The organism is Cytobacillus sp. Hm23 (assembly GCF_051842895.1).
In the GTDB taxonomy this organism is placed as follows: Bacteria; Bacillota; Bacilli; order Bacillales; family SM2101; genus Nanhaiella.
Map to the genome: position 1 here is coordinate 1 of NZ_JBPXRQ010000025.1, position 19293 is coordinate 19293.

At 36.6% G+C, this 19293-nt stretch carries 27 protein-coding genes; all 27 read left to right on the top strand.

What is annotated here, in order from left to right:
• Window positions 1-141: 141 nt before the first annotated feature.
• Window positions 142-441 (top strand): hypothetical protein, encoded by a 300-nt coding sequence (locus ACSVDA_RS15390; protein WP_485884307.1) that lies wholly within the window; start codon window positions 142-144, stop codon window positions 439-441.
• A 193-nt stretch (window positions 442-634) separates the two neighbouring features.
• Complete coding sequence (locus tag ACSVDA_RS15395; RefSeq protein WP_485884308.1) at window positions 635-808, top strand: DUF3954 domain-containing protein; 174 nt, start codon at window positions 635-637, stop codon at window positions 806-808.
• Between the two features lie 92 nt (window positions 809-900).
• Entirely contained in the window at window positions 901-1071 is a 171-nt protein-coding gene (locus ACSVDA_RS15400) for a hypothetical protein (protein WP_485884309.1), read from the top strand.
• Window positions 1072-1091: 20 nt separating this feature from the next.
• Window positions 1092-1529 (top strand): ArpU family phage packaging/lysis transcriptional regulator, encoded by a 438-nt coding sequence (locus ACSVDA_RS15405; protein ID WP_485884310.1) that lies wholly within the window; start codon window positions 1092-1094, stop codon window positions 1527-1529.
• A 210-nt stretch (window positions 1530-1739) separates the two neighbouring features.
• Window positions 1740-2300, top strand: coding sequence for a tyrosine-type recombinase/integrase (locus ACSVDA_RS15410; protein ID WP_485884311.1), 561 nt, complete (start codon window positions 1740-1742; stop codon window positions 2298-2300).
• Window positions 2301-2662: 362 nt separating this feature from the next.
• On the top strand, window positions 2663-3400 hold the full coding sequence (gene terS / locus ACSVDA_RS15415) for a phage terminase small subunit (protein ID WP_485884312.1): 738 nt from the start codon (window positions 2663-2665) through the stop codon (window positions 3398-3400).
• Entirely contained in the window at window positions 3397-4674 is a 1278-nt protein-coding gene (locus tag ACSVDA_RS15420) for a PBSX family phage terminase large subunit (RefSeq protein ID WP_485884313.1), read from the top strand. The genes terS and ACSVDA_RS15420 overlap by 4 nt, the downstream gene beginning before the upstream one ends.
• Window positions 4675-4852: 178 nt before the next feature.
• Entirely contained in the window at window positions 4853-5422 is a 570-nt protein-coding gene (locus ACSVDA_RS15425) for a recombinase family protein (protein ID WP_485884314.1), read from the top strand.
• 31 nt (window positions 5423-5453) lie between these two features.
• On the top strand, window positions 5454-6887 hold the full coding sequence (locus tag ACSVDA_RS15430; RefSeq protein WP_485884315.1) for a phage portal protein: 1434 nt from the start codon (window positions 5454-5456) through the stop codon (window positions 6885-6887).
• Window positions 6880-8628 (top strand): minor capsid protein, encoded by a 1749-nt coding sequence (locus ACSVDA_RS15435; RefSeq protein WP_485884316.1) that lies wholly within the window; start codon window positions 6880-6882, stop codon window positions 8626-8628. Before ACSVDA_RS15430 ends, ACSVDA_RS15435 begins: the two co-directional genes overlap by 8 nt.
• A gap of 10 nt (window positions 8629-8638) precedes the next feature.
• On the top strand, window positions 8639-8845 hold the full coding sequence (locus tag ACSVDA_RS15440; RefSeq protein WP_485884317.1) for a hypothetical protein: 207 nt from the start codon (window positions 8639-8641) through the stop codon (window positions 8843-8845).
• 283 nt (window positions 8846-9128) lie between these two features.
• On the top strand, window positions 9129-9722 hold the full coding sequence (locus ACSVDA_RS15445) for a phage scaffolding protein (RefSeq protein WP_485884318.1): 594 nt from the start codon (window positions 9129-9131) through the stop codon (window positions 9720-9722).
• Between the two features lie 17 nt (window positions 9723-9739).
• The gene (locus ACSVDA_RS15450; RefSeq protein WP_485884319.1) at window positions 9740-10054 is read left to right on the top strand and encodes a hypothetical protein; all 315 of its coding nucleotides are present in this window, start codon (window positions 9740-9742) and stop codon (window positions 10052-10054) included.
• A 20-nt stretch (window positions 10055-10074) separates the two neighbouring features.
• Window positions 10075-11100 carry a major capsid protein gene (locus ACSVDA_RS15455; RefSeq protein ID WP_485884320.1) on the top strand — a complete coding sequence of 342 codons (1026 nt, stop codon included), beginning with the start codon at window positions 10075-10077 and terminating at the stop codon, window positions 11098-11100.
• Window positions 11101-11113: 13 nt separating this feature from the next.
• A complete protein-coding gene (locus ACSVDA_RS15460; RefSeq protein ID WP_485884321.1) occupies window positions 11114-11251 on the top strand; it encodes a hypothetical protein in 138 nt (45 codons plus the stop codon).
• Between the two features lie 8 nt (window positions 11252-11259).
• Window positions 11260-11598, top strand: coding sequence for a head-tail connector protein (locus tag ACSVDA_RS15465; RefSeq protein WP_485884322.1), 339 nt, complete (start codon window positions 11260-11262; stop codon window positions 11596-11598).
• A 3-nt stretch (window positions 11599-11601) separates the two neighbouring features.
• The gene (locus tag ACSVDA_RS15470; protein WP_485884323.1) at window positions 11602-11964 is read left to right on the top strand and encodes a hypothetical protein; all 363 of its coding nucleotides are present in this window, start codon (window positions 11602-11604) and stop codon (window positions 11962-11964) included.
• Entirely contained in the window at window positions 11964-12362 is a 399-nt protein-coding gene (locus ACSVDA_RS15475; protein WP_485884324.1) for an HK97 gp10 family phage protein, read from the top strand. The genes ACSVDA_RS15470 and ACSVDA_RS15475 overlap by 1 nt, the downstream gene beginning before the upstream one ends.
• The gene (locus ACSVDA_RS15480; RefSeq protein ID WP_485884325.1) at window positions 12352-12765 is read left to right on the top strand and encodes a phage tail terminator family protein; all 414 of its coding nucleotides are present in this window, start codon (window positions 12352-12354) and stop codon (window positions 12763-12765) included. The genes ACSVDA_RS15475 and ACSVDA_RS15480 overlap by 11 nt, the downstream gene beginning before the upstream one ends.
• On the top strand, window positions 12758-12919 hold the full coding sequence (locus ACSVDA_RS15485) for a hypothetical protein (protein ID WP_485884326.1): 162 nt from the start codon (window positions 12758-12760) through the stop codon (window positions 12917-12919). The genes ACSVDA_RS15480 and ACSVDA_RS15485 overlap by 8 nt, the downstream gene beginning before the upstream one ends.
• Entirely contained in the window at window positions 12919-14232 is a 1314-nt protein-coding gene (locus tag ACSVDA_RS15490; protein WP_485884327.1) for a phage tail sheath C-terminal domain-containing protein, read from the top strand. Before ACSVDA_RS15485 ends, ACSVDA_RS15490 begins: the two co-directional genes overlap by 1 nt.
• Window positions 14233-14246: 14 nt before the next feature.
• A complete protein-coding gene (locus ACSVDA_RS15495) occupies window positions 14247-14714 on the top strand; it encodes a phage tail tube protein (RefSeq protein WP_485884328.1) in 468 nt (155 codons plus the stop codon).
• Between the two features lie 23 nt (window positions 14715-14737).
• Window positions 14738-15148 (top strand): phage tail assembly chaperone, encoded by a 411-nt coding sequence (locus ACSVDA_RS15500; protein ID WP_485884329.1) that lies wholly within the window; start codon window positions 14738-14740, stop codon window positions 15146-15148.
• Window positions 15149-15168: 20 nt separating this feature from the next.
• Window positions 15169-15318, top strand: a complete 150-nt coding sequence (locus ACSVDA_RS15505; RefSeq protein ID WP_485884330.1) for a hypothetical protein — start codon at window positions 15169-15171, stop codon at window positions 15316-15318.
• Window positions 15319-15326: 8 nt separating this feature from the next.
• The gene (locus tag ACSVDA_RS15510) at window positions 15327-17642 is read left to right on the top strand and encodes a tape measure protein (protein ID WP_485884331.1); all 2316 of its coding nucleotides are present in this window, start codon (window positions 15327-15329) and stop codon (window positions 17640-17642) included.
• Window positions 17642-18334, top strand: coding sequence for a LysM peptidoglycan-binding domain-containing protein (locus ACSVDA_RS15515; RefSeq protein WP_485884332.1), 693 nt, complete (start codon window positions 17642-17644; stop codon window positions 18332-18334). The genes ACSVDA_RS15510 and ACSVDA_RS15515 overlap by 1 nt, the downstream gene beginning before the upstream one ends.
• Window positions 18334-19293 carry an XkdQ/YqbQ family protein gene (locus ACSVDA_RS15520; protein ID WP_485884333.1) on the top strand — a complete coding sequence of 320 codons (960 nt, stop codon included), beginning with the start codon at window positions 18334-18336 and terminating at the stop codon, window positions 19291-19293. Before ACSVDA_RS15515 ends, ACSVDA_RS15520 begins: the two co-directional genes overlap by 1 nt.

Genomic DNA, 19293 nt, shown 5'->3' on the forward strand with positions numbered 1-19293 from the left:
AGAGTTAGTAATGCAGTTTTAAGTTTTATAATAATCACCTCTTTGAAGTTGAAAATTAAATTAATGATACCATATAGTGTCTAGGGATATTATAAGATTTAATAAACACAAGATAGATTTTGTTTGATAGGGGGAATTAGTTTGAATCAAAAACAACGTATTAACTTAATTTTAGAAAGACTGAAGGATGCTGTTAAAAGTAGTGATGAAGAAGGGACAGCAGAAGTTAGTATATTTGCAGTTGAAAATGATGTTAATTGGCTTATTAAAGTTATCGAGCAACAGAAGCAAGACATTCAAGATTATGCACTATCAATCCAAGAAATAAATGAAGCAATTGGGATTGAATATTGTAATGAACCATCAACGATACAAACCTTATCAGATACAATCAGACGTATTGGAAAGAAGGTTAAAGATGTAGAGAATAGAGCGAGTTGAGTAGGGGTGTTTAAATGATAAAAGAAGGAGAAGTTTATCAAACAAAATGTCCATTATGTACATACACCTTATTTAGTAATAAAAGAAATGGAACAGATCAATTAAAGTTCATTTGTAGCTGCGGTTGTTACTTTAATTTAAAAATAAAGTTTTGTAAAAAGCGTTAAATAGTATTTATAAGGAGGTTCACCAGTTGAAGAATACAAATACAGCTGAAATAGATACATCAGAGAACAAGGTGATAGTCATCAAGAATGGGAAATTAATAGAAATAGAGCCACCAGACAGTGGATATGGTGAACAGTCAATCCAATGGCAAGGTGGCAATGTAAAACTTGTTAAAACAACAAAAATTAATCAATTATAGTCCTAATGGAAAAACCAACGGACACTGATCATCACAGCATTTTAGCTGTGGGATTGGTGTCCGTTTTTATTTTAAAAGAGAGGGTGGTGAGAATGAGCAAATGTGGAAAGAGCAAAAATAGTCAATCAAATGACAGCAAAACAAAGCATAAAAGTAAACAAAAAGCTGAAGAAAGTCTCTCCAAAAGAGATTGGGAAGAGTTAATGGGAAAAAACAAGCCCCGTTATTACCGTGGACCAGGTGGAGCATATCGTACAAAATAATTGTTTGAGGAGTGGTACTAGTGGAACAAATTAAATTTGTCTTGCCAAAAATTGATGCTGCAGCTACAAAGGATAAAGTAGAAGAGGCATTTGAAAAGTATAGAAGGTTTATATTGAGTGTGCCTGAAGAGTATTTACCTAAAGTAACAGCAAGTTATTCATTAGTGCCACCTTCCCAAACAAATGAATTTCATTCATCTACAGAAGATGCTGCAATTTCAAAAGTAGACTTCGAGATTGAAAAGGACGAACATATAACAAAAGTACAGAGGGCAGTTAATAGATTGAGCTATCAAGAAAGAGCAGTCATCATCAAAAGTTGTATGACCGAAGAAGATGTATGTGATTATGTAGTTTTCAATGAAATCGGCCTAAGCGAAAGGACTTTTTACAGAATTAAGAAACGTGCATATTACAAATTAGCCTTAGCATTAAGGATAGAAGTGTATGTGCATTAAAAATAAAAGTTAGTGGCAGGATTTTGGCAGAAAGATGGCAGAGCATTTGGGATTTAAGGTGATATTATGGTAGTAGGCAAATATGCCAGTTATAACATCTCTATTATGATTATTCTTAATGTAATGCCTTGGAAAAGCATTGCAGTAAGTTTCATGTCTGTTCAAATTGAGCAGGCATTTTTCTTTTTATAAGGTAGGTGGAAAATCAATATGAATTTTGTCCAACCGATAAGAGATCCCGACTTGATTCAACAAATTGAACTATATTTTAAAAACAAAAATGAGCGTGATTATATTTTGTTTTTAGTAGGTATATACACAGGTCTTCGAATCACAGATATATTAAATTTAAAGGTTAAAGATTTGCGAAATAAGAACTTTTTAACTATTAAAGAGAGAAAAACAAAAAGGAAAAAATATAAAGAAAGAACAATTGAATTACACCCTGCATTGAAGAGGGCTTTGAAAAGCTTCCTTAAAAATAAACAAGGATATGAATATGTCTTTAAAAGTCGTGTAGGGAAAAATAAACCTATCACCAGAGAACGAGCCTATATGATTTTGAAGGAAGCAGCCAAAGAATTCGATATAGATTCTCTTGCGTGTCATTCTATGCGTAAGACAATGGGCTTTCATCTCTACAAAAAGACAAAGAATCTGGTCTTGGTACAACAAGCATTAAATCACGAAGATGCATCATATACCTTGCGGTATATTGGAATTGAACAGGACACCGTGAACGATGCAATTACAAAGTTAAAATACTATTAATACACCCGTACTTAACATAAATCGGATAGGTAAAGTAGATAGTTAAGGTAACTATGAAACACTTGATATATAAGGCTTTGTGGGTAGTTTATGAGTTTAACAGAATCTGAACTATGTTATGTTGGACGCATTTTTAGCAAAAACACAGTAACACCACGGGATGTAGAGCTACCAAAAACAGGGAACGTTACTTTTGAAAAATGGATATTTTTAAAACAATTCAGTTTGCCAATCAAAACGGAAAGGCGCATAAAACCAGTAATATCAATCTCTGTGAGAAATTTCTCTTTTGTAATAATAACAAAACGTTACTTTATATTAAAAACGTGAAAACCGACTCAATTCTGCTAGGAGGTGGTTGATTGAGGCAAATAAGTCCTAACCGTCTGAAAGCCTTGAAAATATGGCTTAAAAGTGGAAGAGAATTAAAACCTAAAGATATCGCTGAAGAGCTTGGAGTTAGTCCTAGTCAAATAAGAAAGTGGAAAAGTATTGATAAGTGGAATGAAATACCTAATACTCCACCAAGACGAGGCGCGCCTCATCGTAATAAAAATGCGATAGGTAATAAGGGAGGACATGGTGGACCAATTGGTAATGACAAAGCTCTGAAGCATGGTTACTTTCGGAAGTGGATGCCAAATGATGCTGAAACTCTAGAAATATATGATTCAGCACGCGAAGGAATGGGCACAGTTGATATTTTGTATGAAGAGATTCTAATTAGCTTCACAAACTTTATACGTGCTCAAAAAATAATGTTTGTTAAAGACAAAGAAGATCTGACGAAAGAGATTAAGAAGGAAAAGAGTTATTCAGATGATAATGTATCATCGGAGGAAGTTGAATACGAATTGCAATTTGCTTGGGATAAACAGGCGAAACTACTAACAGCGCAAGCAGCAGCGATGAGAGCATTGTCATATAAAATCAAGCAATATGAAGAATTGGTTAGAACATTGCCTCCAGAAGAAGTCAAAGAAGAACATCGTCTTCGTATCACAAAAATGAAGGCAGAAATTGATAACATATCTACTAAGAAAGATGATAAACCAGTTGAAATTGTCATCAAACGCAAAGAAAAAGGTGAGGATGCATGACTGAAAAAGAAGTGAATCCCCATTTTGAAGACTTCCTGTTCTATTGGGCAACTAAATTTCTTTTACTTGTTGGTGGATATGGTTCATCAAAAAGCTATCACATAGCGTTAAAACTGATATTAAAACTACTTAAAGAAAAACGTACAGCATTAGTAGTACGTGAGGTTTATGATACTCACAGGGATTCCACTTATTCATTGTTTGAAGAAATCATTATTGAACTTGAACTGGATGATAAAATCCGATGTATTACGTCACCAATGCAAATACGTTTCCCTAATGGCAGCAAGATTATCTTCAAGGGAATGGACAAACCACAAAAACTAAAGTCTATTCATAACATCTCTATAGTGTGGTTGGAAGAGTGTTCAGAAATCAAATACGAAGGGTTTAAAGAGTTGTTAGGGCGTTTAAGACATCCAACATTAAAGCTTCATATGATTCTGTCAACGAATCCTGTAGGAAAAGATAACTGGACATTTTTACATTTCTTCAAAGATGAGCGAAATAAACGTATTGTACTGGATGATAAGGAATTATATGAAAAACGCACAATCATTGTTAATGATACCTATTACCATCATTCAACGGCTGATGATAATTTATTCCTACCTTTAAGCTATGTTGAACAATTAGAGGAAATGAAAGAGTATGATCCGGACCTTTACCGAATTGCGAGGAAAGGTCATTTTGGTATTAATGGTGTGAGAGTATTACCTCAGTTCGAAGAATGGCCACATGACGAGGTGATGGATGCTATCAATGCCATTCGAAAACCAATTAAACGTGTTGGTATGGACTTCGGTTTTGAGGAATCTTATAACGCTATTGTTCGTATAGCTATAGATCACAAGAAAAAGATTCTCTATATTTATTGGCAGTATTATAAAAATAAAATGACTGACGATAAAACTGCAGTAGAAATAGACGAATTTAGAAAATCAAAGGAATTAATTATTGCTGATAGTGCAGAGCCTAAAGCAATTGAATACTACAAACAACAGGGATTTAGAATGAAAGGCGCAAAAAAGTTTCAAGGCTCAAGGTTGGCTAATACCAAAAAGGTAAAACGATTTAAGAAGATCGTTTGTTCATCGAATTGTCCAGATGTCATAAGGGAAATAAAGTATTTAACTTATAAGGTTGATAAAGAAGGATTTATCATTCCTGATGAATTTAATATCGACGCTCATTCATTTAGCGCAGTGTGGTATTCGTTAGATGGATACGAGGTATCTAATTTGAAAGGTGGCTCTGTATCCGTACTAAAATAGTTACAAAAACGAGTGTTTTTAATACTTTTCAAACCGTTAATTTAAAATGTAATAAAAACCTATGAAACCAACAATCAAAGAAGTTTCATAACAAGTTACAAAAACAAAGTTAAGTTATTGACATGTCACACCCTTTTTGATACTATTTTGTTAGATAGTATTGAAGGGAATGGTATTTATGTCAAATAAAGTTTTTGGATATGCCCGTGTTTCTACTCAAGACCAAAACCTGGAATTACAATTGGACGCATTAAAGGATTATGGCGTTGATGAGATCTACCAGGAGAAAATGACAGGTACAAAAAAAGATAGACCTCAACTTCAGGAATTAATTAAACAATTAAGAACTGGTGACAAGGTTGTTGTCTACAAACTGGACCGTATTAGCCGTAGCACGAAGCATTTGATTGAATTAACTGACATGTTTACAGATAAGGGTGTAGATTTTGTGTCTCTTCAAGACAGTATAGACACTTCAAATGCAATGGGGAAGTTTTTCTTTCGAATGATGGCTAGTATTGCAGAATTAGAACGAGACATTATAAGTGAGCGTACAAGAGCAGGACTTGATGCAGCAAGGGCACGAGGTCGCAAAGGTGGTAGACCATCAAAGCCTAATTCAAAAGTGGAGTTAGCATTCAAAATGTATGATTCCAAAGAATATAGCATTGCTGAAATTCTTGAAGCAACTAGCATGAGCAAACCAACACTATACAGGCATTTAAACAAACGAGACGGACAAAAATAATTGGCTGTCTTTTTTCTTTTGAGGTGAAACAATGTTAATTGAAGATTTGTTTCAAGCACCTTGGCATGAAAGAGAGGTGAAAAACCTAATGACTGACTTAAAAAATAATATTATCTCCGATAATGAAATTTTAGTTAAGGAAATTGAAGAGTGGGAAAAGAGTGAACAGCGTAAATATATGCTGATTGGTGAACGCTACTATCGAAATAAGATGGATATCCGTGATAAAAGCCAAAAAGTGAAGTGGAAGTCTAATCAGAAGCTTGTTCACGGCTTTGTTAAGAAGTTAGTAGATCAAAAGATCGGGTATTTACTCTCAAAGGAACCAAGTATAACTACTGATAATGATACCTATAATGACATACTTTCCAATGTGTTTGACCGTGGCTTGCTAAAGAAGATTAAGAATGTGGGCAAAGAAGCGATTAATAAAGGCGTTGCTTATCTTTACCCATACATTAATGAAGATGGTGAGCTATCGTTTATGAAGTTCCCATCGGAACAGATTATTCCGTTCTGGGCCAATAATGAACACTTGGAGGTTATAGCTTTCCTGAGAGTTTATGAAACAAGTATTTACATGGACGGGAAAAAGAAAAAACTGAAAAAAGTTGAGTATCATCATGCAGGTGGCATTAAGTTCTACGATTTAGAAGAAGGGAAGTTGGTTCCAGATGTTCTTGCAGGAGTAGAAAGGAATTTTCACTTTACTATTGGAGATAAACCGTACTTATGGGATCGTATACCACTCATTCACTTTAAGTATAACGAAGAGGAACAACCTTTAGTTGAACACATTAAGGCGCTAGTAGACAATTACAACCTACAAACTTCAACGAATGCTGATTTATTAGCAGACATTCCTAAATTCATTTATAAGCTAGTGAACTACGGAGGAACTGATTTAGCAGAATTTTTAGCCGACTTAAACGAGTATATGGCTGTTAAGCTTGATGAAAAAGGTGACGTTGATAAACTGCAGGCTGATATTGAAACTGATGCTGTGGAGAAGGAAATTGAGCGTAATCGTAAATCAATTTATGAGTTTGGTAGAGGTGTAGATACGCAAGACGAAAACCTTGGAAATGCTTCTGGTGTTGCTTTACGTTATCGATACAGTGATTTAGATACGGATTGTAATACACTTGAGTCAGAGTTCCAAGCAAGCCTTGAACATATGCTGTGGTTCATTGATCACTATCTGATGATGACGGGTAAGGGAGATTTCACAACCGAAAAAGTGAATATCATATTTAACAGGGATATTATTATCAATGAATCAGAAGTTATTACAGACTGTCAAAATTCAACAGGAGTACTCGATGATAAAACAATTCGTGAAAACCATCCTTGGTACACAGAAGAAGTAGAAGAGAGATTGAAACAGCAAGAAGAGCAACTTAAGAAAGAAATAGAAGGTTATCAAAATACTTTCCCTCCAAAAGATGTGAAAGTAAATGAATAAGTATTGGGAGAAAAGAGCCTTACAACATGAAATCGAATCTCAACTTACTGCAAATAAATATCTTGCTAAAATGGATGTGAGATTAAAAGAAGCTCAACAAGAGATTATCCGTCAAATAACAGCGTTCTACGTTCGTTATGCTAACGATAATAAGATTACTCTTACAGATGCTAGAAAGTACCTTACATCCAAAGAGATGAAGGAATTTATAGATGTTGATTTACAACGCTTTAGAGCAATGTCTCTGTCAAATAATCCAGATTTTGAAAATCTACTAAATGCCGTTAGTTACCGAGTACGTATTTTAAGGCTAGAGGCTTTGATGGCTCACATTGAGTTGATTATGCTTGATCTATATGGTGGGAAAGATGGATTACAAGATTATACTTATACTGGATTAGCTGCGGTGTATCAAGATTCCTATTACCGTTCTATGTTTGACTTTACGATGGCTGGTATTCCAGGTAACGTTCAAATTATAACAGATGACATTATGAAAGATGTTCTCTCTTATAATTGGAGTGGAAAGGAATTTTCAAAACGTATATGGGGCCACGAGAAGAGTACACTTGAAAACATTAGGAAAACCCTTGAAGCAAGCTTTGCTGCAGGCTATTCGATTGATCGCACATCTAAAGAGTTAATTGATAAAACAGGAGTAGCTTATGACAGGGCAGAAGCCCTTGTAAGAACAGAATCGAACTTCTTTCATAATCATGCAGCGCAAAAGAGTTATAAGGATGCTGGCATTGAGCGTTATGAAATCCTAGCAACATTAGATCAACGTACTACTGATATATGTCGGGATCAAGATGGAGAAATATACTTCACTAAAGATTACTCACCAGGTACAAATGCTCCACCATTTCATGTTCGTTGTAGAACCACAACAGTTGCTTATTTTGATGAAGAGGAATACATGGAAGATGAAAAACGTCAATCGGTAGATGGTCTTGTTGATACGATGACCTATGAAGAGTGGTACGAGAAAAATGTAGTAGGGAACCATGAAAATGAAGTAAAAGAGAAAATGATTAACAATCGCTTCTCAGATAAAACACAGCATAAGAAGTATAAGGAAGTATTAGGAAAAGATGTTCCAGGTTCTTTTGCAGCGTTTCAAGAGTTAAAGTATAATAAAGTTGAAGAATGGAAAAAGTTGAAAGGTGATTATCGAAAGCTCAATGCTTATAACAAAATTACTGCTAACGAGCCAAAAATTACATCTGACTTGCAAAATATATCAAAGAAAACCGGGGTTGAAATGGTCGGACTTGAATACAGGTTGAAGACTAAGGAGTCCTATATGCGTAAAGTGACTTCAGATAGCAAACATAGTCTTGATCCTGAAATAATCAGCGAAACTATTGCAAAAACAAATGATGTCATTAGATACACATTTCAATCACCAGGGGATAAATTAACAGACTCATATTTTAAGGTATTAGAAGAAATACACAAAATGGATTATGCCAAAGTTAAAATTAAGAATACTTGGAACGATAAACGAAATCCTTACAAAGGTGTTAATGGAATATTTATTACTCCAGAAGGACAAAAGTTTGAAGTTCAATTCCATACACCAGAAAGTTTTGAATTGAAAAATGGAAAAATGCATACGCTTTATGAAGAGTTTCGGTTAGATACTACATCTCCAGAGAGACGCGCTGAAATAACTAGGGAAATGTTTAAGTTATCAGCAAGCTTAGTAAAACCATTAGATATAGATAAGATTAAGTGAGGTGGTATATATGGAAGATTTCTATTTTGCATATGACTTTAACGGTGAAACAGCAACAAGGTTATATCGTTTTATTGGTGGCAATTTTGAAAGGTATGATCCTAAGAATGGTAAATGGGAACCTGCACCTGAACAAAGTCGGATATTTATAGGTGAGGATATCCATTATGATGAGATAACGGAAGAACAAGCAAACAAAATACAAGTTAAGGTATAAAAGCACTTAAACATAAAAATGTGGGAGTGCTTTTTATTATGGGCTAATTTATAGTATTGAAAACGGTATACAACATAAATAAAGTTACTTTGTTTTCGAAACTGAGTTTTGTTACTAGTGTTTCATTGAATTAACGTACTTTTTTGGATGTTAATATCTTCAGTAACATTAATGACCGTTTATGTAACTAGAGGTAGTGCCATTTTGACAGTTTTGGGCGTTAACTATAAACGAGGTTCGTGGACGTAACCACGTAAAACTATCGTAACCTGGAGGGGATACAATGAAACGTGAATTTTTAGAAGGCTTAGGCCTCGATAAAGAAAAGATTGATAAGATCATGTCAGAGCATGGTAAGACGGTGGAAAGTCAAAAATCCAAGGTGAGTGAGCTTAATACAAACCTAGATGAAATCAAAACACAATTGTCTCAGCGAGATAAAGACCTGAAAGAATTAAAAAAGCAAGCTGAAGGCAGCGAAGAACTCCAAACAAAATTAACGGATCTTGAAAAGAAATATAAAACAGATAAGCTCAGTTATGAAACTAAAATTAAAGAGGCTCAACAAACAAGTGCCATTAAGCTTGCTCTTACGGGAAAAGTACACGACACCGATTTAGTAGTCAATCTTATCGACAAAGAGAAAATTGAATTAAGTGAAGACGGAAACGTCACCAAAGGACTTGATGAGCAGATTAAAACCCTGCAAGAATCGAAGTCCTTTTTATTTGTGTCTGATACGAAACAAGTAAAAGGCGCAACACTCCAAGATGGAAATCCTCCTGGTGGTGACGGAGGTAATACAGGTACAGGTGCAAATTTTGCGAAACAAGCAAATGAACAATCAAAGCCAGTAGACAATACATTTTGGAATTAAGGAAGGGAGCATGAGGGATGCCGTATGTAAAAGGTAAGGAAAAAGCAGAACGTATTAATTTCTTGGCAAGTGCCAAGGTTCAAAATTTCACTGAGCAAATCAGTGATGAGGGAGTAACGGCTGATGCTAATGGCCGTAAAATTGTACCAGCAGGAACAATCTGGCCAAAAAACGATGCAACAGCAAAAGGGATCTTGTTCGCAGATGTGGATGTAACGGAAGGTCCACAACCAGGCGCAATAATATATGAAGGTTGGGTTATTGCAGAACGTTTACCAGTTGCACCAACTAATGATGCAAAAACAGCAATGACAGGCATTAAATATCGTTAATTAGAAAAGGAGATGACAATATGCCAGACATTTTAGAACTTTTTAGTCAACCGGAAATTTTGAATTACATGAAAGAACGTAAATATCCAATTCTGTTAGGTGAATCACTCTTTCCAGAAGTGAAAAAGCCTACGCTTGAATTTGACATGATAAAGGGTGGAAGTAGGCTCCCTGTTATCGCAAGTGTTCATGCGTTCGATACACCAGCAGAAATTGGTAGCCGTGAAGCTGATAAGATGGCTTTAGAGCTTGCCTATATTAAACGCAAAATGCAGTTGAAGGAAAAAGACCTTATTGCACTTCAAGAACCACGTAATGCAGTTGAGAAAGATTATTTAATGAAAAATGTATTTAATGATATTGATGTCTTGGTTGCTGGTGTCAAAGCTCGTGTTGAATTAATGCGTATGGAAGCTTTGGCAAATGGTACAGTGACTTTAGATGAGAACGAATTAGACATGACTATCAATTATCAAGTCCCAGATGATCACAAAGAAGCTTTAAGTGGTACAGATTTATGGACAGATATAGATTCATCTGATCCAATCGGTGATTTAGAACGTTGGGCTGATTCATTAGATACTAAGCCAACACGTGCGCTAACCTCTAATACAGTCTTACGTGCTTTATTACGTCACCCAAAAATTATTGGTGCACTTTATGGGAAAGACTCAATGCGTGTTCCTACACGTGCAGACTTAAATGCATTTATGCAACAACATGAGCTGCCTAGCATTACAGTTTATGATGCGAAGTATCGTAGACAAAAGAAAAACGGCTCTTATGAACAATTACGTTATTTTCCTAATAATTCATTTGTTATGTTTGGAGACGGGGCACTAGGCGAGACGTTGTATGGACCTACACCTGAAGAGACACGTCTTGTTCGTAAAAGTGATGTGGAAGTCAGTCAGATAGGTCAAGTATTAGCCATGGTATACGAGGAGAGTGTTGATCCTGTGTCTACATGGACAAAAGCAGTTGCTACGGCTCTTCCATCATTCCCAGCAGCAGACGAAGTATTTCAAGCAAAACCAATTGCATAAGGAGGAACAATGAATGAAAGTACAAGTCAAAGATTTTCCTGTCCGTTATAGAGATGAGAGGTATCTTAAAGGTGAAACATTTATTATGGCTGCAGAATACTTCAATGATTCGTTGTTAATCGATGTAGAAGAAGATGATGAAGAAGAGTAGGGACCATTATGGATGTAATAGATATCGTAAAGGCGAAACTTCCATCTGAAAAAGTTCCTAGTGATGAACTATTAGGTCTTTATGTTGAAGAAGTGCAGCAATCCATTCTCACATATTGCAATCGTGATGATATTCCGTCTGAGCTTACTTTTGTTCATGCTAATATGGTTGTTGATCTTATTAAAGGTGAAAATCCCGAAGACAATCAAACTGTCAAATCTATCAAAGAAGGAGATGTACAAGTCTCCTTTGAAAAGGCCCATATGACAGCAAGCGAAGTGTCAACATCGACCATCCTTACTAATTACACAAGTCAACTTAATCGTCACAGGAAATTGAGGTGGTAGCTCATGACTATACGTAATTTAATGGCAAAGGCAACACCTGCAGTTGAGCTTTTGTACGATAAAGAAGCAGTAATAAAACGTTACGAGGAAATTGAAAAGCCTAATGGTGCTGACGGCATGACTTGGGTAGAAAAACACACTGATGTTCCTTGTCGATTGTCTACGGTTGGGAGTACTTTGAATAACACTACTCAAGATGGGGCTAATACGATTCAGTATGATGTAAAACTGTTTTTATCAAGTAACTATGACGTATTATCTGGAGATAAGATGATTATTGATAGCATTGAATATGAGTCAGCAAAGGAACCGTATGTTTATGTCTCTCACCAAGAGGTGTTCCTGGTCCGTAAAGGGTATGCTTAATGGGCTATGAATACAGTGATATCAAGCTTATCAAACAAAACTTGATCGAATTAAAAAAGGTATCCCATGAGATACACTTGAAAGTTGCGAAGAGAATTGCACAATTGGCAGTACGTAAGGTGAAGAAGATGACGCCAGTTGATAATGGGGATCTTCGTAACAATTGGAAGTACCACGTATTCAAAAAAGGAGATTCATACTTTATCCATCTCTATAATCAATTACAATATGCGAGTTTCGTTGAGAACGGACACCGTATCGTGGTTGCAGGAAAAACAGTAGGATGGGTTGAGGGTAAATTCATGTTGAAGCTCACTACTGATGAGATGGAACGTATTGCACCAAACATGTGGAAAAAAGAAGTGGAGAAGGAGATGAAAAGAATCTTTGGTAACTGAACTTAAGTCTCTTATTATCCAACAAATTAAACAGGTATATAACAACGTAAAAGTATATGATGAACCAATTAAGCAGGGGCTAAAAACTCCTGCTTTTTTAGTGCTCATCATACATGATCACCATGAGAAACAACTCTATAACAATTCAAAGTGGGAATACACGATTAATGTCACCTATTTTCCTGAAGATGACCAGAGCTACAATACAGAATGTGATGAGGTATCCGAAACCTTTAAGCTGTCTTTTCGGTACATTGGAAATCAATTTCATGTAAATAAATTAGACATGCAAAAACAAGATGGAACGTTAGTCATTACTTTTAATGTGAAGACATTAGTAAAGGAAATAACTGAAGAAACGAAGATGCAAACATTGCAATTCGGGGGTGAAGATAGTGAGTAAAGATCAAAAGTATAGTAAATCAGCATTTATTGATGCTGCAAGCAAGAAAGAGCGCTTTGTTTTACAAGCAGTTTTAATAGATGGTGAATCCTACACAAAAAAGGATGTAGAAAAATTAGCGAAAGAATGGAAGTCAAAGGAGGTTAAAGCTTAATGGCTGGTGGACATTGGGAAACTCAAAACAAGGTGCGTCCTGGTGCATATATCAACTTTGAAACGAATGATTTAGTTGCAACAGGGATAGACTCAAAGGGAACTGTAGTGATACCTCTTATGTTAGATTGGGGCGAAACGGGAAAATTCCTGAAAGTATCCCCTAACACTAAGTTTAAAGAGTTATTCGGTAAAGATTTAGCAGACATTAGGGCCATCCAAGAAGCATTTAAAGCAACTGGTGATGTCATCGTTTATAACTTAAATGGCGAGGGAGATAAAGCAACAGCAACAAACGGCTCATTTACTGCTACAGCCATTTATGGTGGAACTGATGGGAATAAAATCTCCGTGAAAGTAGAAGCAGGGCTTGATGGTGGAGCAACCGTCAAAACCTATTTTGATGGATCACAGGTCGATTCACAGAAAGTTGAAACAGGAACAGAACTCACTAGCAATCCATATGTTTCATTTAGCGGTGATCTACCAAGTGCAGATGCAACATTAACGCTTGCAGGAGGGACCACGGTCGCAGCAACAAACGATTCATACTCTGTATTAGCAACTGGACTTGATACACAAAACTTTAAAACAATCTCCATTGGTACTGATGATGATACGGTAAAACTCTTATTCTCTTTAAAAGTGAAACAGTGGAGAGAAAATGAGGGTAAGAATGTTACCTTTGTTACCAATAACTATAATGCTGCAGATCATGAAGGGGTTGTTTCTGTTAAAAATGGTGTTTATCTCGATGGGGACAACTTTATATCAGCAAAAGAGGCGGTTTATTGGTATGGGGCAGCATATGCAAATGCCATTACAAATTCATTAACACACGCTGAGTATCCAGGAGCAATTGATTGCGAACGGATGGGCCATGATGAAATTGTGGAGGCTCTGCAAGATGGACACATTGTCTTCACTTATGATCAAGGAGCAGATGGTGTAGATAGGATTGTTGTAGAACAAGATATCAATACGTTCCGGTCATTTACCCAGAAAAAGAATCAAGATTATCGAAAAAATAAGATTGTTAGGCAAATGGATATTGTATCAAATAATGTACAACACATTTATAAGCGGTTTTATATCGGTAAAGTGGACAATCACGAAAACGGAAGAAACTCTTTCAAAGGACAAATCATGAAGGTTGTATTAGATCCACTTGTACGCCGTGGAGCCATTGAACCCTATAACCCTGATGATATTGTCATTGTTCAAGGTGCTGAAAAAGATGCAGTTGTGGCAAGTCTGGGAGTTAAGTTTATCGATGCAATGGAGAAACTCTACATGACTGTAAATTGTGAATAATGGGGGTGTGATAAATGAATCGGATAATACAAAACAACGATGCTATCAGTGGGAAAGAAGGACTTGTTTATCTAACTATTGATGGCACAGTGTATGAATATGCTGAATTAATAAAAATTAACGCTCGTCTTAAGTATGCAAAAGCTGATGTTAAAGGGGTCGGAAAACGAATGAAGGGCGGTAAAATTGTCGGTGGTGAAGGAACAGGTAATATGGAGTTCCACTACCATCGCCCAGAGATGCGTAAACTGGCTCACGAATATATGAAGACAGGTAAATCGCCAATCATGGATATCCAAGTTATTAATGCTGATATTACGAGTCGTGCTGGAAGGCAGGATGTTTTATTAAAAAATTGTGTTCCAGATGGGGCCCTAATCGCTGCACTTGATGGGGATTCAGATGACTTGTTGAAAGATGATACGGAATTCACATTTGATGATTTTGATTTCCTGGATCAATTTAGCGTAATAGAAGATTAAAAGACTAGATTAATAGAAATGGAGTGTTTATTTTGAGTAAATTCAAATCGTTTTTAAAAGGGAATGCTAAAGAAGTAGAAAATGCCTCTTTAAAACTTGACCGTTTTGAAGAGGCAATTATTTTACGCCCATTATCTTCTGGTGAAGCAGATCTCATTAATGAAAGATGCTTTAAAAATAAACCAGGTAGAGGTGGTAAACAGGAGCGTGTATTTGATGTGGTTCGTTATAAACGTGATCTTTGTGTAGCTTCTATAGTCTTTCCAGATTTAAACGACAAAGAACTTCAAGAATCATACGGTGTCCTTGGAGCCGATAATCTATACCAGAAAATGTTCCTTTTAGGTGAAGCTACTCAAATTCTTGAGAAAGCTTCAGATATAAGCGGTATTACAAAGTCAATGGACGATTTGGTTGAAGAAGCAAAAAACTAATCGAAGGGGATGGTGAGTCAGTGTATGCACATTATGCCCTTCATCGATTTAATATGAGTCCGAAAGAATTTGAAGGATTAGAACGTAGGGAAAAAGCTTTTGTAATTGCTAGTATCAAAGTACAAATCGAAAAGGAGAAGGAAGAAATGGATAAATTAAAAGGTAGGTGATTGGTGGAATGTCAGGTGCACAAACAACGCTTACCCTAGAGGACCGTTTAACGGGTCCTCTCACACGTATGATGAGAGCAATGGATAAAACCATTAGCATCATGGAAAAAATGGACAAAGCAACAGACAACGTAAATACAAAAGGACTGCAAAGGGCAAGAAGTGAGATTCAATCAGCAGCAGCGGACTTAGAGCGGCTAAAATCAGCATCTGGTAGTGCAGCAACAAATGGTATTCAAAGGCTACAACATCAATATACTAGTCTTCCAGGACCTATTGATAGTGCAACTGCATCTGTGAAGAAGTTTTTTGCTGCCTTTGCTGGTGCAGCAGCAGCGTATTTATCTATACAAGGAATTATTTACGGAGTTCAAAGCTTTGTAAGTGCTTCAGATACTTACACTTCAACCTCAGCGCGTTTAGCCAACATTAATGATGGCTTACAAACCCAAAAAGAGCTTCAAGAGAAAATCTATCAAGCTGCACAAAGAAGCCGTACAGGATATGTTGATTTAGCCAATAGCGTGGCCAAGTTGAATCTCTTAGCTGGTGAAGCTTTCACAGGAAACGATGAAGCGATTAAGTTTGGTGAATTAATGGGGAAAGCCTTCACCGTATCAGGTGCCTCTACTCAAGAGCGTGAGGCTGGTATGTATCAGTTAACACAAGCAATGGCAGCAGGACGCTTACAAGGGGACGAGTTCCGTTCTATCATGGAGAATGCGCCATTACTCGCCAAAGCTATTGCAGATGCTACAGGTGAGTCTATGGGTGACCTTAAGGATATGTCAGCTGAAGGAACCATTACTGCAGACGTTATTAAGTCGGCTTTATTTAAAGCTGCAGACGATATCGAGGATAAATTTAAAAACATGCCTTTGACATTTGCCCAAGGGTGGACAATGTTCAAAAGTTGGGCTTTACAATCATTTGAGCCGTTATTTATTCGGTTTAGTGATTTTGTAAACTCAGATGCCTTTGGTGTATTAGCCGGACAAGCGATGTGGATGGTCAATATCTTTATTACAGGTATGAACATGTTTTTTGATTTGCTAGAGTGGGGGTATACAGAACTCGGAGCAATAGGAAGTTTAATTACAGATAATTGGTCCGAAATTGCACCGTATCTTGCGATGGCAGGAGCTGCATTATTTGGATATCTTGGCCTCATGGCAGCACTTCGAGTGTCTACGGGGTTAACTGCACTCTCTCAATGGGCGCTTAATACAGCTATTGCTTTTCAGGGCGCTGTATCTATGGCAGCAGCAGGGAAAACTTTTTTGCAAACGGCAGCCCAGCACGGTTTAAATGCAGCCATGTATGCTTTTCCTGGTACATGGATTTTACTCCTGTTTGTCGGTGCGATTGGTTTAGCAATCTATGCGCTTTATGCATGGGGAGATCAAACAGCAGCCGTAATAGGATTCATTACAGGGCTATTTATGACACTCGTAGCTGAAGTTTACAACAGATTCGCTTACTTATGGAACACACTTGTTTCCTTTGCTGAATTCATGGTCAATCTCTTTATTGATCCTGTATATGCTGTGAAAAAACTATTCTATGATCTTGGGATGAACTTTTTAGAGGTCATGTACAATATGGCAGTATCTGTTGAAGACTTTGGAAGTCACTTTGTCGATATCATGTTTGATGCAATCAATTTTGTACTTGGAGGCATTAACGGTCTCATAAAAGCAATTAATAAGATAGCTGGTGTAGATGTTATTCCTGAAGTCTCATTACTTGAGGATGGTGTCTTGGACAAAGCATCTAATCAAATCAAAGGATTGATGAATGCATTAGAACAGATGAAACCTGTATCAACAGAAGATGTTGTTGATTTTAGTGGGGCGAAACTAGACCAAATGAATTTACATGATGCCTATACAATAGGAAATGAGGCTGGCCAGTCATTCTCAAGATCAATGACAGATGGTATTCATTCATTCGTTGACAAAGCTAAGGATTTATTAGGTTTTGGTAATCCTGAAGATATGGAGAACCCTTTCTTAGATTCTCCACTAGGTACGGATAATCTGTTAGAAAAAGTAGCCAATCCGACTGGAGGAAAACTTGATAAGGTAGGTAAAATTGATGATGAAATTAATGTTGCTGAAGAAGATATCAAAATGTTGAGGGAGCTGGCTGATATCCGTTCAATACAAAACTTTGTAACACTAAGGCCACAAGTCTCTTTTAACGGTGATAACATCATTCGTGAAGAAGCGGACATTGATAAAATGGCAGAGAAAACGGCCAGTATCATTGAAAAGAAGATTGAGGAAGACATAGCCCGAAGCACTAAAGGAGTGTATTCATAATGCACGGAATCTATTTCAGCGCAAACAATGATTCTGAGGGCTTTCGTTTACCTGTGAATCCTGAAAAGGTTAATGTGAAGAGTGCAGGGGATGGAGAAACATTTAAGATTGCGAAGCTTGGTAGTGTAAACATACCAAAAGACGTTGATCTTAAAGAGTTTTCTCTTATTTCATTTTTTCCGTCACAAGATTATCATTTCCTTGAAACAGATTTTCTAGAGCCTACCTATTACATTGAGAAACTAGAAAAATGGCAAGTAGAGAAAACGCCTATACGGTACATCTACGTGAATGGATCTTTTTCTATTAATGAACTCGTAACCATTGAGTCATTTAGTTATGATGAATCGTTTGGTAGTGGGGATGTTAATTACTCACTAGAACTCAAAAAGTATGTACCCTTTGCACCAAAGCAAATGACGATTGTAAAAAATACGAAAGAAGCTATTAATGGGGAACCACAGACAGAGGTTGTGAAAAAGAAAGCTCCACCAAGGCAGAATAACAAAACTATTCCTCAAACCTACTCTTTAATTCAAGGTGATAGCTTATGGAAAGTCGCTCAAAAATATACAGGTAACGGGGCTAATTATAAAGAATTACAGGAACTGAATGGCATCAAGGATAGTGACCTAAGAACATTACCCATTGGATTAAAACTAAAGATACCTCCTAGTTGGGGGAGCGATTAATGGAAGTATTAGTTGACAACCGAAACGGTGTTGTATGGGATATGCCCGTGTCCTCTTTTACCTGGACTACAAACAGGATCGGGAAAGCTGGTGTCTTTAAAGCAAAGCTTATCATCGATAACCCTCTTGATTACCCGATAGATAGCGGAGCAGTAATACGAGTAAAAGATGAGCCACATAACATATTTTACGGCTTCATATTCAGCGGAGGGAGTACAAGAAATGGTGAAGTGTCTATTACGGGTTATGATCAACTCAGGTACTTGATGAACAATGACACCTTTGTTCTTCCGGCTCTATCAGCATCCCAAGCGATTAAGAAAATCGCTTCTGAATTTGGACTTAAGGTTGGAACATTTGAAGATACAGGCTATATTGTACCAGGCATTGTTGAGGATGATAAGCAAGCTCTGGATGTAGCGACAAAATATCTTGATTCTACGTTGATAGCAACAAACCAGAACTTTGTCTTATTTGATGACTTTGGTTCACTCACATTAAAAAATATTAATAACATGGCCATTCAAGCAGATGACTTCTACATTGGAGAAGAAAGTCTGCTTTTTGATTTTGATTACGAAAAATCAATAGATAAAGAGACATATAACCGGGTAAAGCTTGTGCATGATAACGATGATACAGGCAAAAGAGAGGTTTATATTGTTCAAGATTCAGCAAATATTGCAAAGTGGGGAAGGCTTCAAAAGTTTCGTAAAGTAGATGCAAATATGGAACCTGAGCAAATTAAAGATTTAGCCAATCAAATCATTGCTCTGCAGAATAAAGAAACTAAAAAGCTAAACATATCAAGCTTAGGGGATTGGAAAGTACGTGCAGGGCGCATGGTGTACCTATATATTGAAAAACTTGGGTTTAAAGAGTATTTCATGGTGGACGAATGTAAGCACGATTGGAGTGAAGGGGTGCACACAATGAAGTTAAAAATGAAGGTGATATGA

What these genes read in the sequence shown, in the direction of transcription:
- ACSVDA_RS15475 (WP_485884324.1), top strand. Translation starts at nt 11,964, where the DNA reads ATGGGCTATGAATACAGTGATATCAAGCTTATCAAACAAAACTTGATC.
- ACSVDA_RS15440 (WP_485884317.1), top strand. Translation starts at nt 8,639, where the DNA reads ATGGAAGATTTCTATTTTGCATATGACTTTAACGGTGAAACAGCAACA.
- ACSVDA_RS15460 (WP_485884321.1), top strand. Translation starts at nt 11,114, where the DNA reads ATGAAAGTACAAGTCAAAGATTTTCCTGTCCGTTATAGAGATGAGAGG.
- ACSVDA_RS15420 (WP_485884313.1), top strand. Translation starts at nt 3,397, where the DNA reads ATGACTGAAAAAGAAGTGAATCCCCATTTTGAAGACTTCCTGTTCTAT.
- ACSVDA_RS15430 (WP_485884315.1), top strand. Translation starts at nt 5,454, where the DNA reads ATGTTAATTGAAGATTTGTTTCAAGCACCTTGGCATGAAAGAGAGGTG.
- ACSVDA_RS15515 (WP_485884332.1), top strand. Translation starts at nt 17,642, where the DNA reads ATGCACGGAATCTATTTCAGCGCAAACAATGATTCTGAGGGCTTTCGT.
- ACSVDA_RS15495 (WP_485884328.1), top strand. Translation starts at nt 14,247, where the DNA reads ATGAATCGGATAATACAAAACAACGATGCTATCAGTGGGAAAGAAGGA.
- ACSVDA_RS15435 (WP_485884316.1), top strand. Translation starts at nt 6,880, where the DNA reads ATGAATAAGTATTGGGAGAAAAGAGCCTTACAACATGAAATCGAATCT.
- ACSVDA_RS15410 (WP_485884311.1), top strand. Translation starts at nt 1,740, where the DNA reads ATGAATTTTGTCCAACCGATAAGAGATCCCGACTTGATTCAACAAATT.
- ACSVDA_RS15450 (WP_485884319.1), top strand. Translation starts at nt 9,740, where the DNA reads ATGCCGTATGTAAAAGGTAAGGAAAAAGCAGAACGTATTAATTTCTTG.
- ACSVDA_RS15490 (WP_485884327.1), top strand. Translation starts at nt 12,919, where the DNA reads ATGGCTGGTGGACATTGGGAAACTCAAAACAAGGTGCGTCCTGGTGCA.
- ACSVDA_RS15445 (WP_485884318.1), top strand. Translation starts at nt 9,129, where the DNA reads ATGAAACGTGAATTTTTAGAAGGCTTAGGCCTCGATAAAGAAAAGATT.
- ACSVDA_RS15520 (WP_485884333.1), top strand. Translation starts at nt 18,334, where the DNA reads ATGGAAGTATTAGTTGACAACCGAAACGGTGTTGTATGGGATATGCCC.
- ACSVDA_RS15425 (WP_485884314.1), top strand. Translation starts at nt 4,853, where the DNA reads ATGTCAAATAAAGTTTTTGGATATGCCCGTGTTTCTACTCAAGACCAA.
- ACSVDA_RS15455 (WP_485884320.1), top strand. Translation starts at nt 10,075, where the DNA reads ATGCCAGACATTTTAGAACTTTTTAGTCAACCGGAAATTTTGAATTAC.
- ACSVDA_RS15400 (WP_485884309.1), top strand. Translation starts at nt 901, where the DNA reads ATGAGCAAATGTGGAAAGAGCAAAAATAGTCAATCAAATGACAGCAAA.
- ACSVDA_RS15465 (WP_485884322.1), top strand. Translation starts at nt 11,260, where the DNA reads ATGGATGTAATAGATATCGTAAAGGCGAAACTTCCATCTGAAAAAGTT.
- ACSVDA_RS15470 (WP_485884323.1), top strand. Translation starts at nt 11,602, where the DNA reads ATGACTATACGTAATTTAATGGCAAAGGCAACACCTGCAGTTGAGCTT.
- ACSVDA_RS15510 (WP_485884331.1), top strand. Translation starts at nt 15,327, where the DNA reads ATGTCAGGTGCACAAACAACGCTTACCCTAGAGGACCGTTTAACGGGT.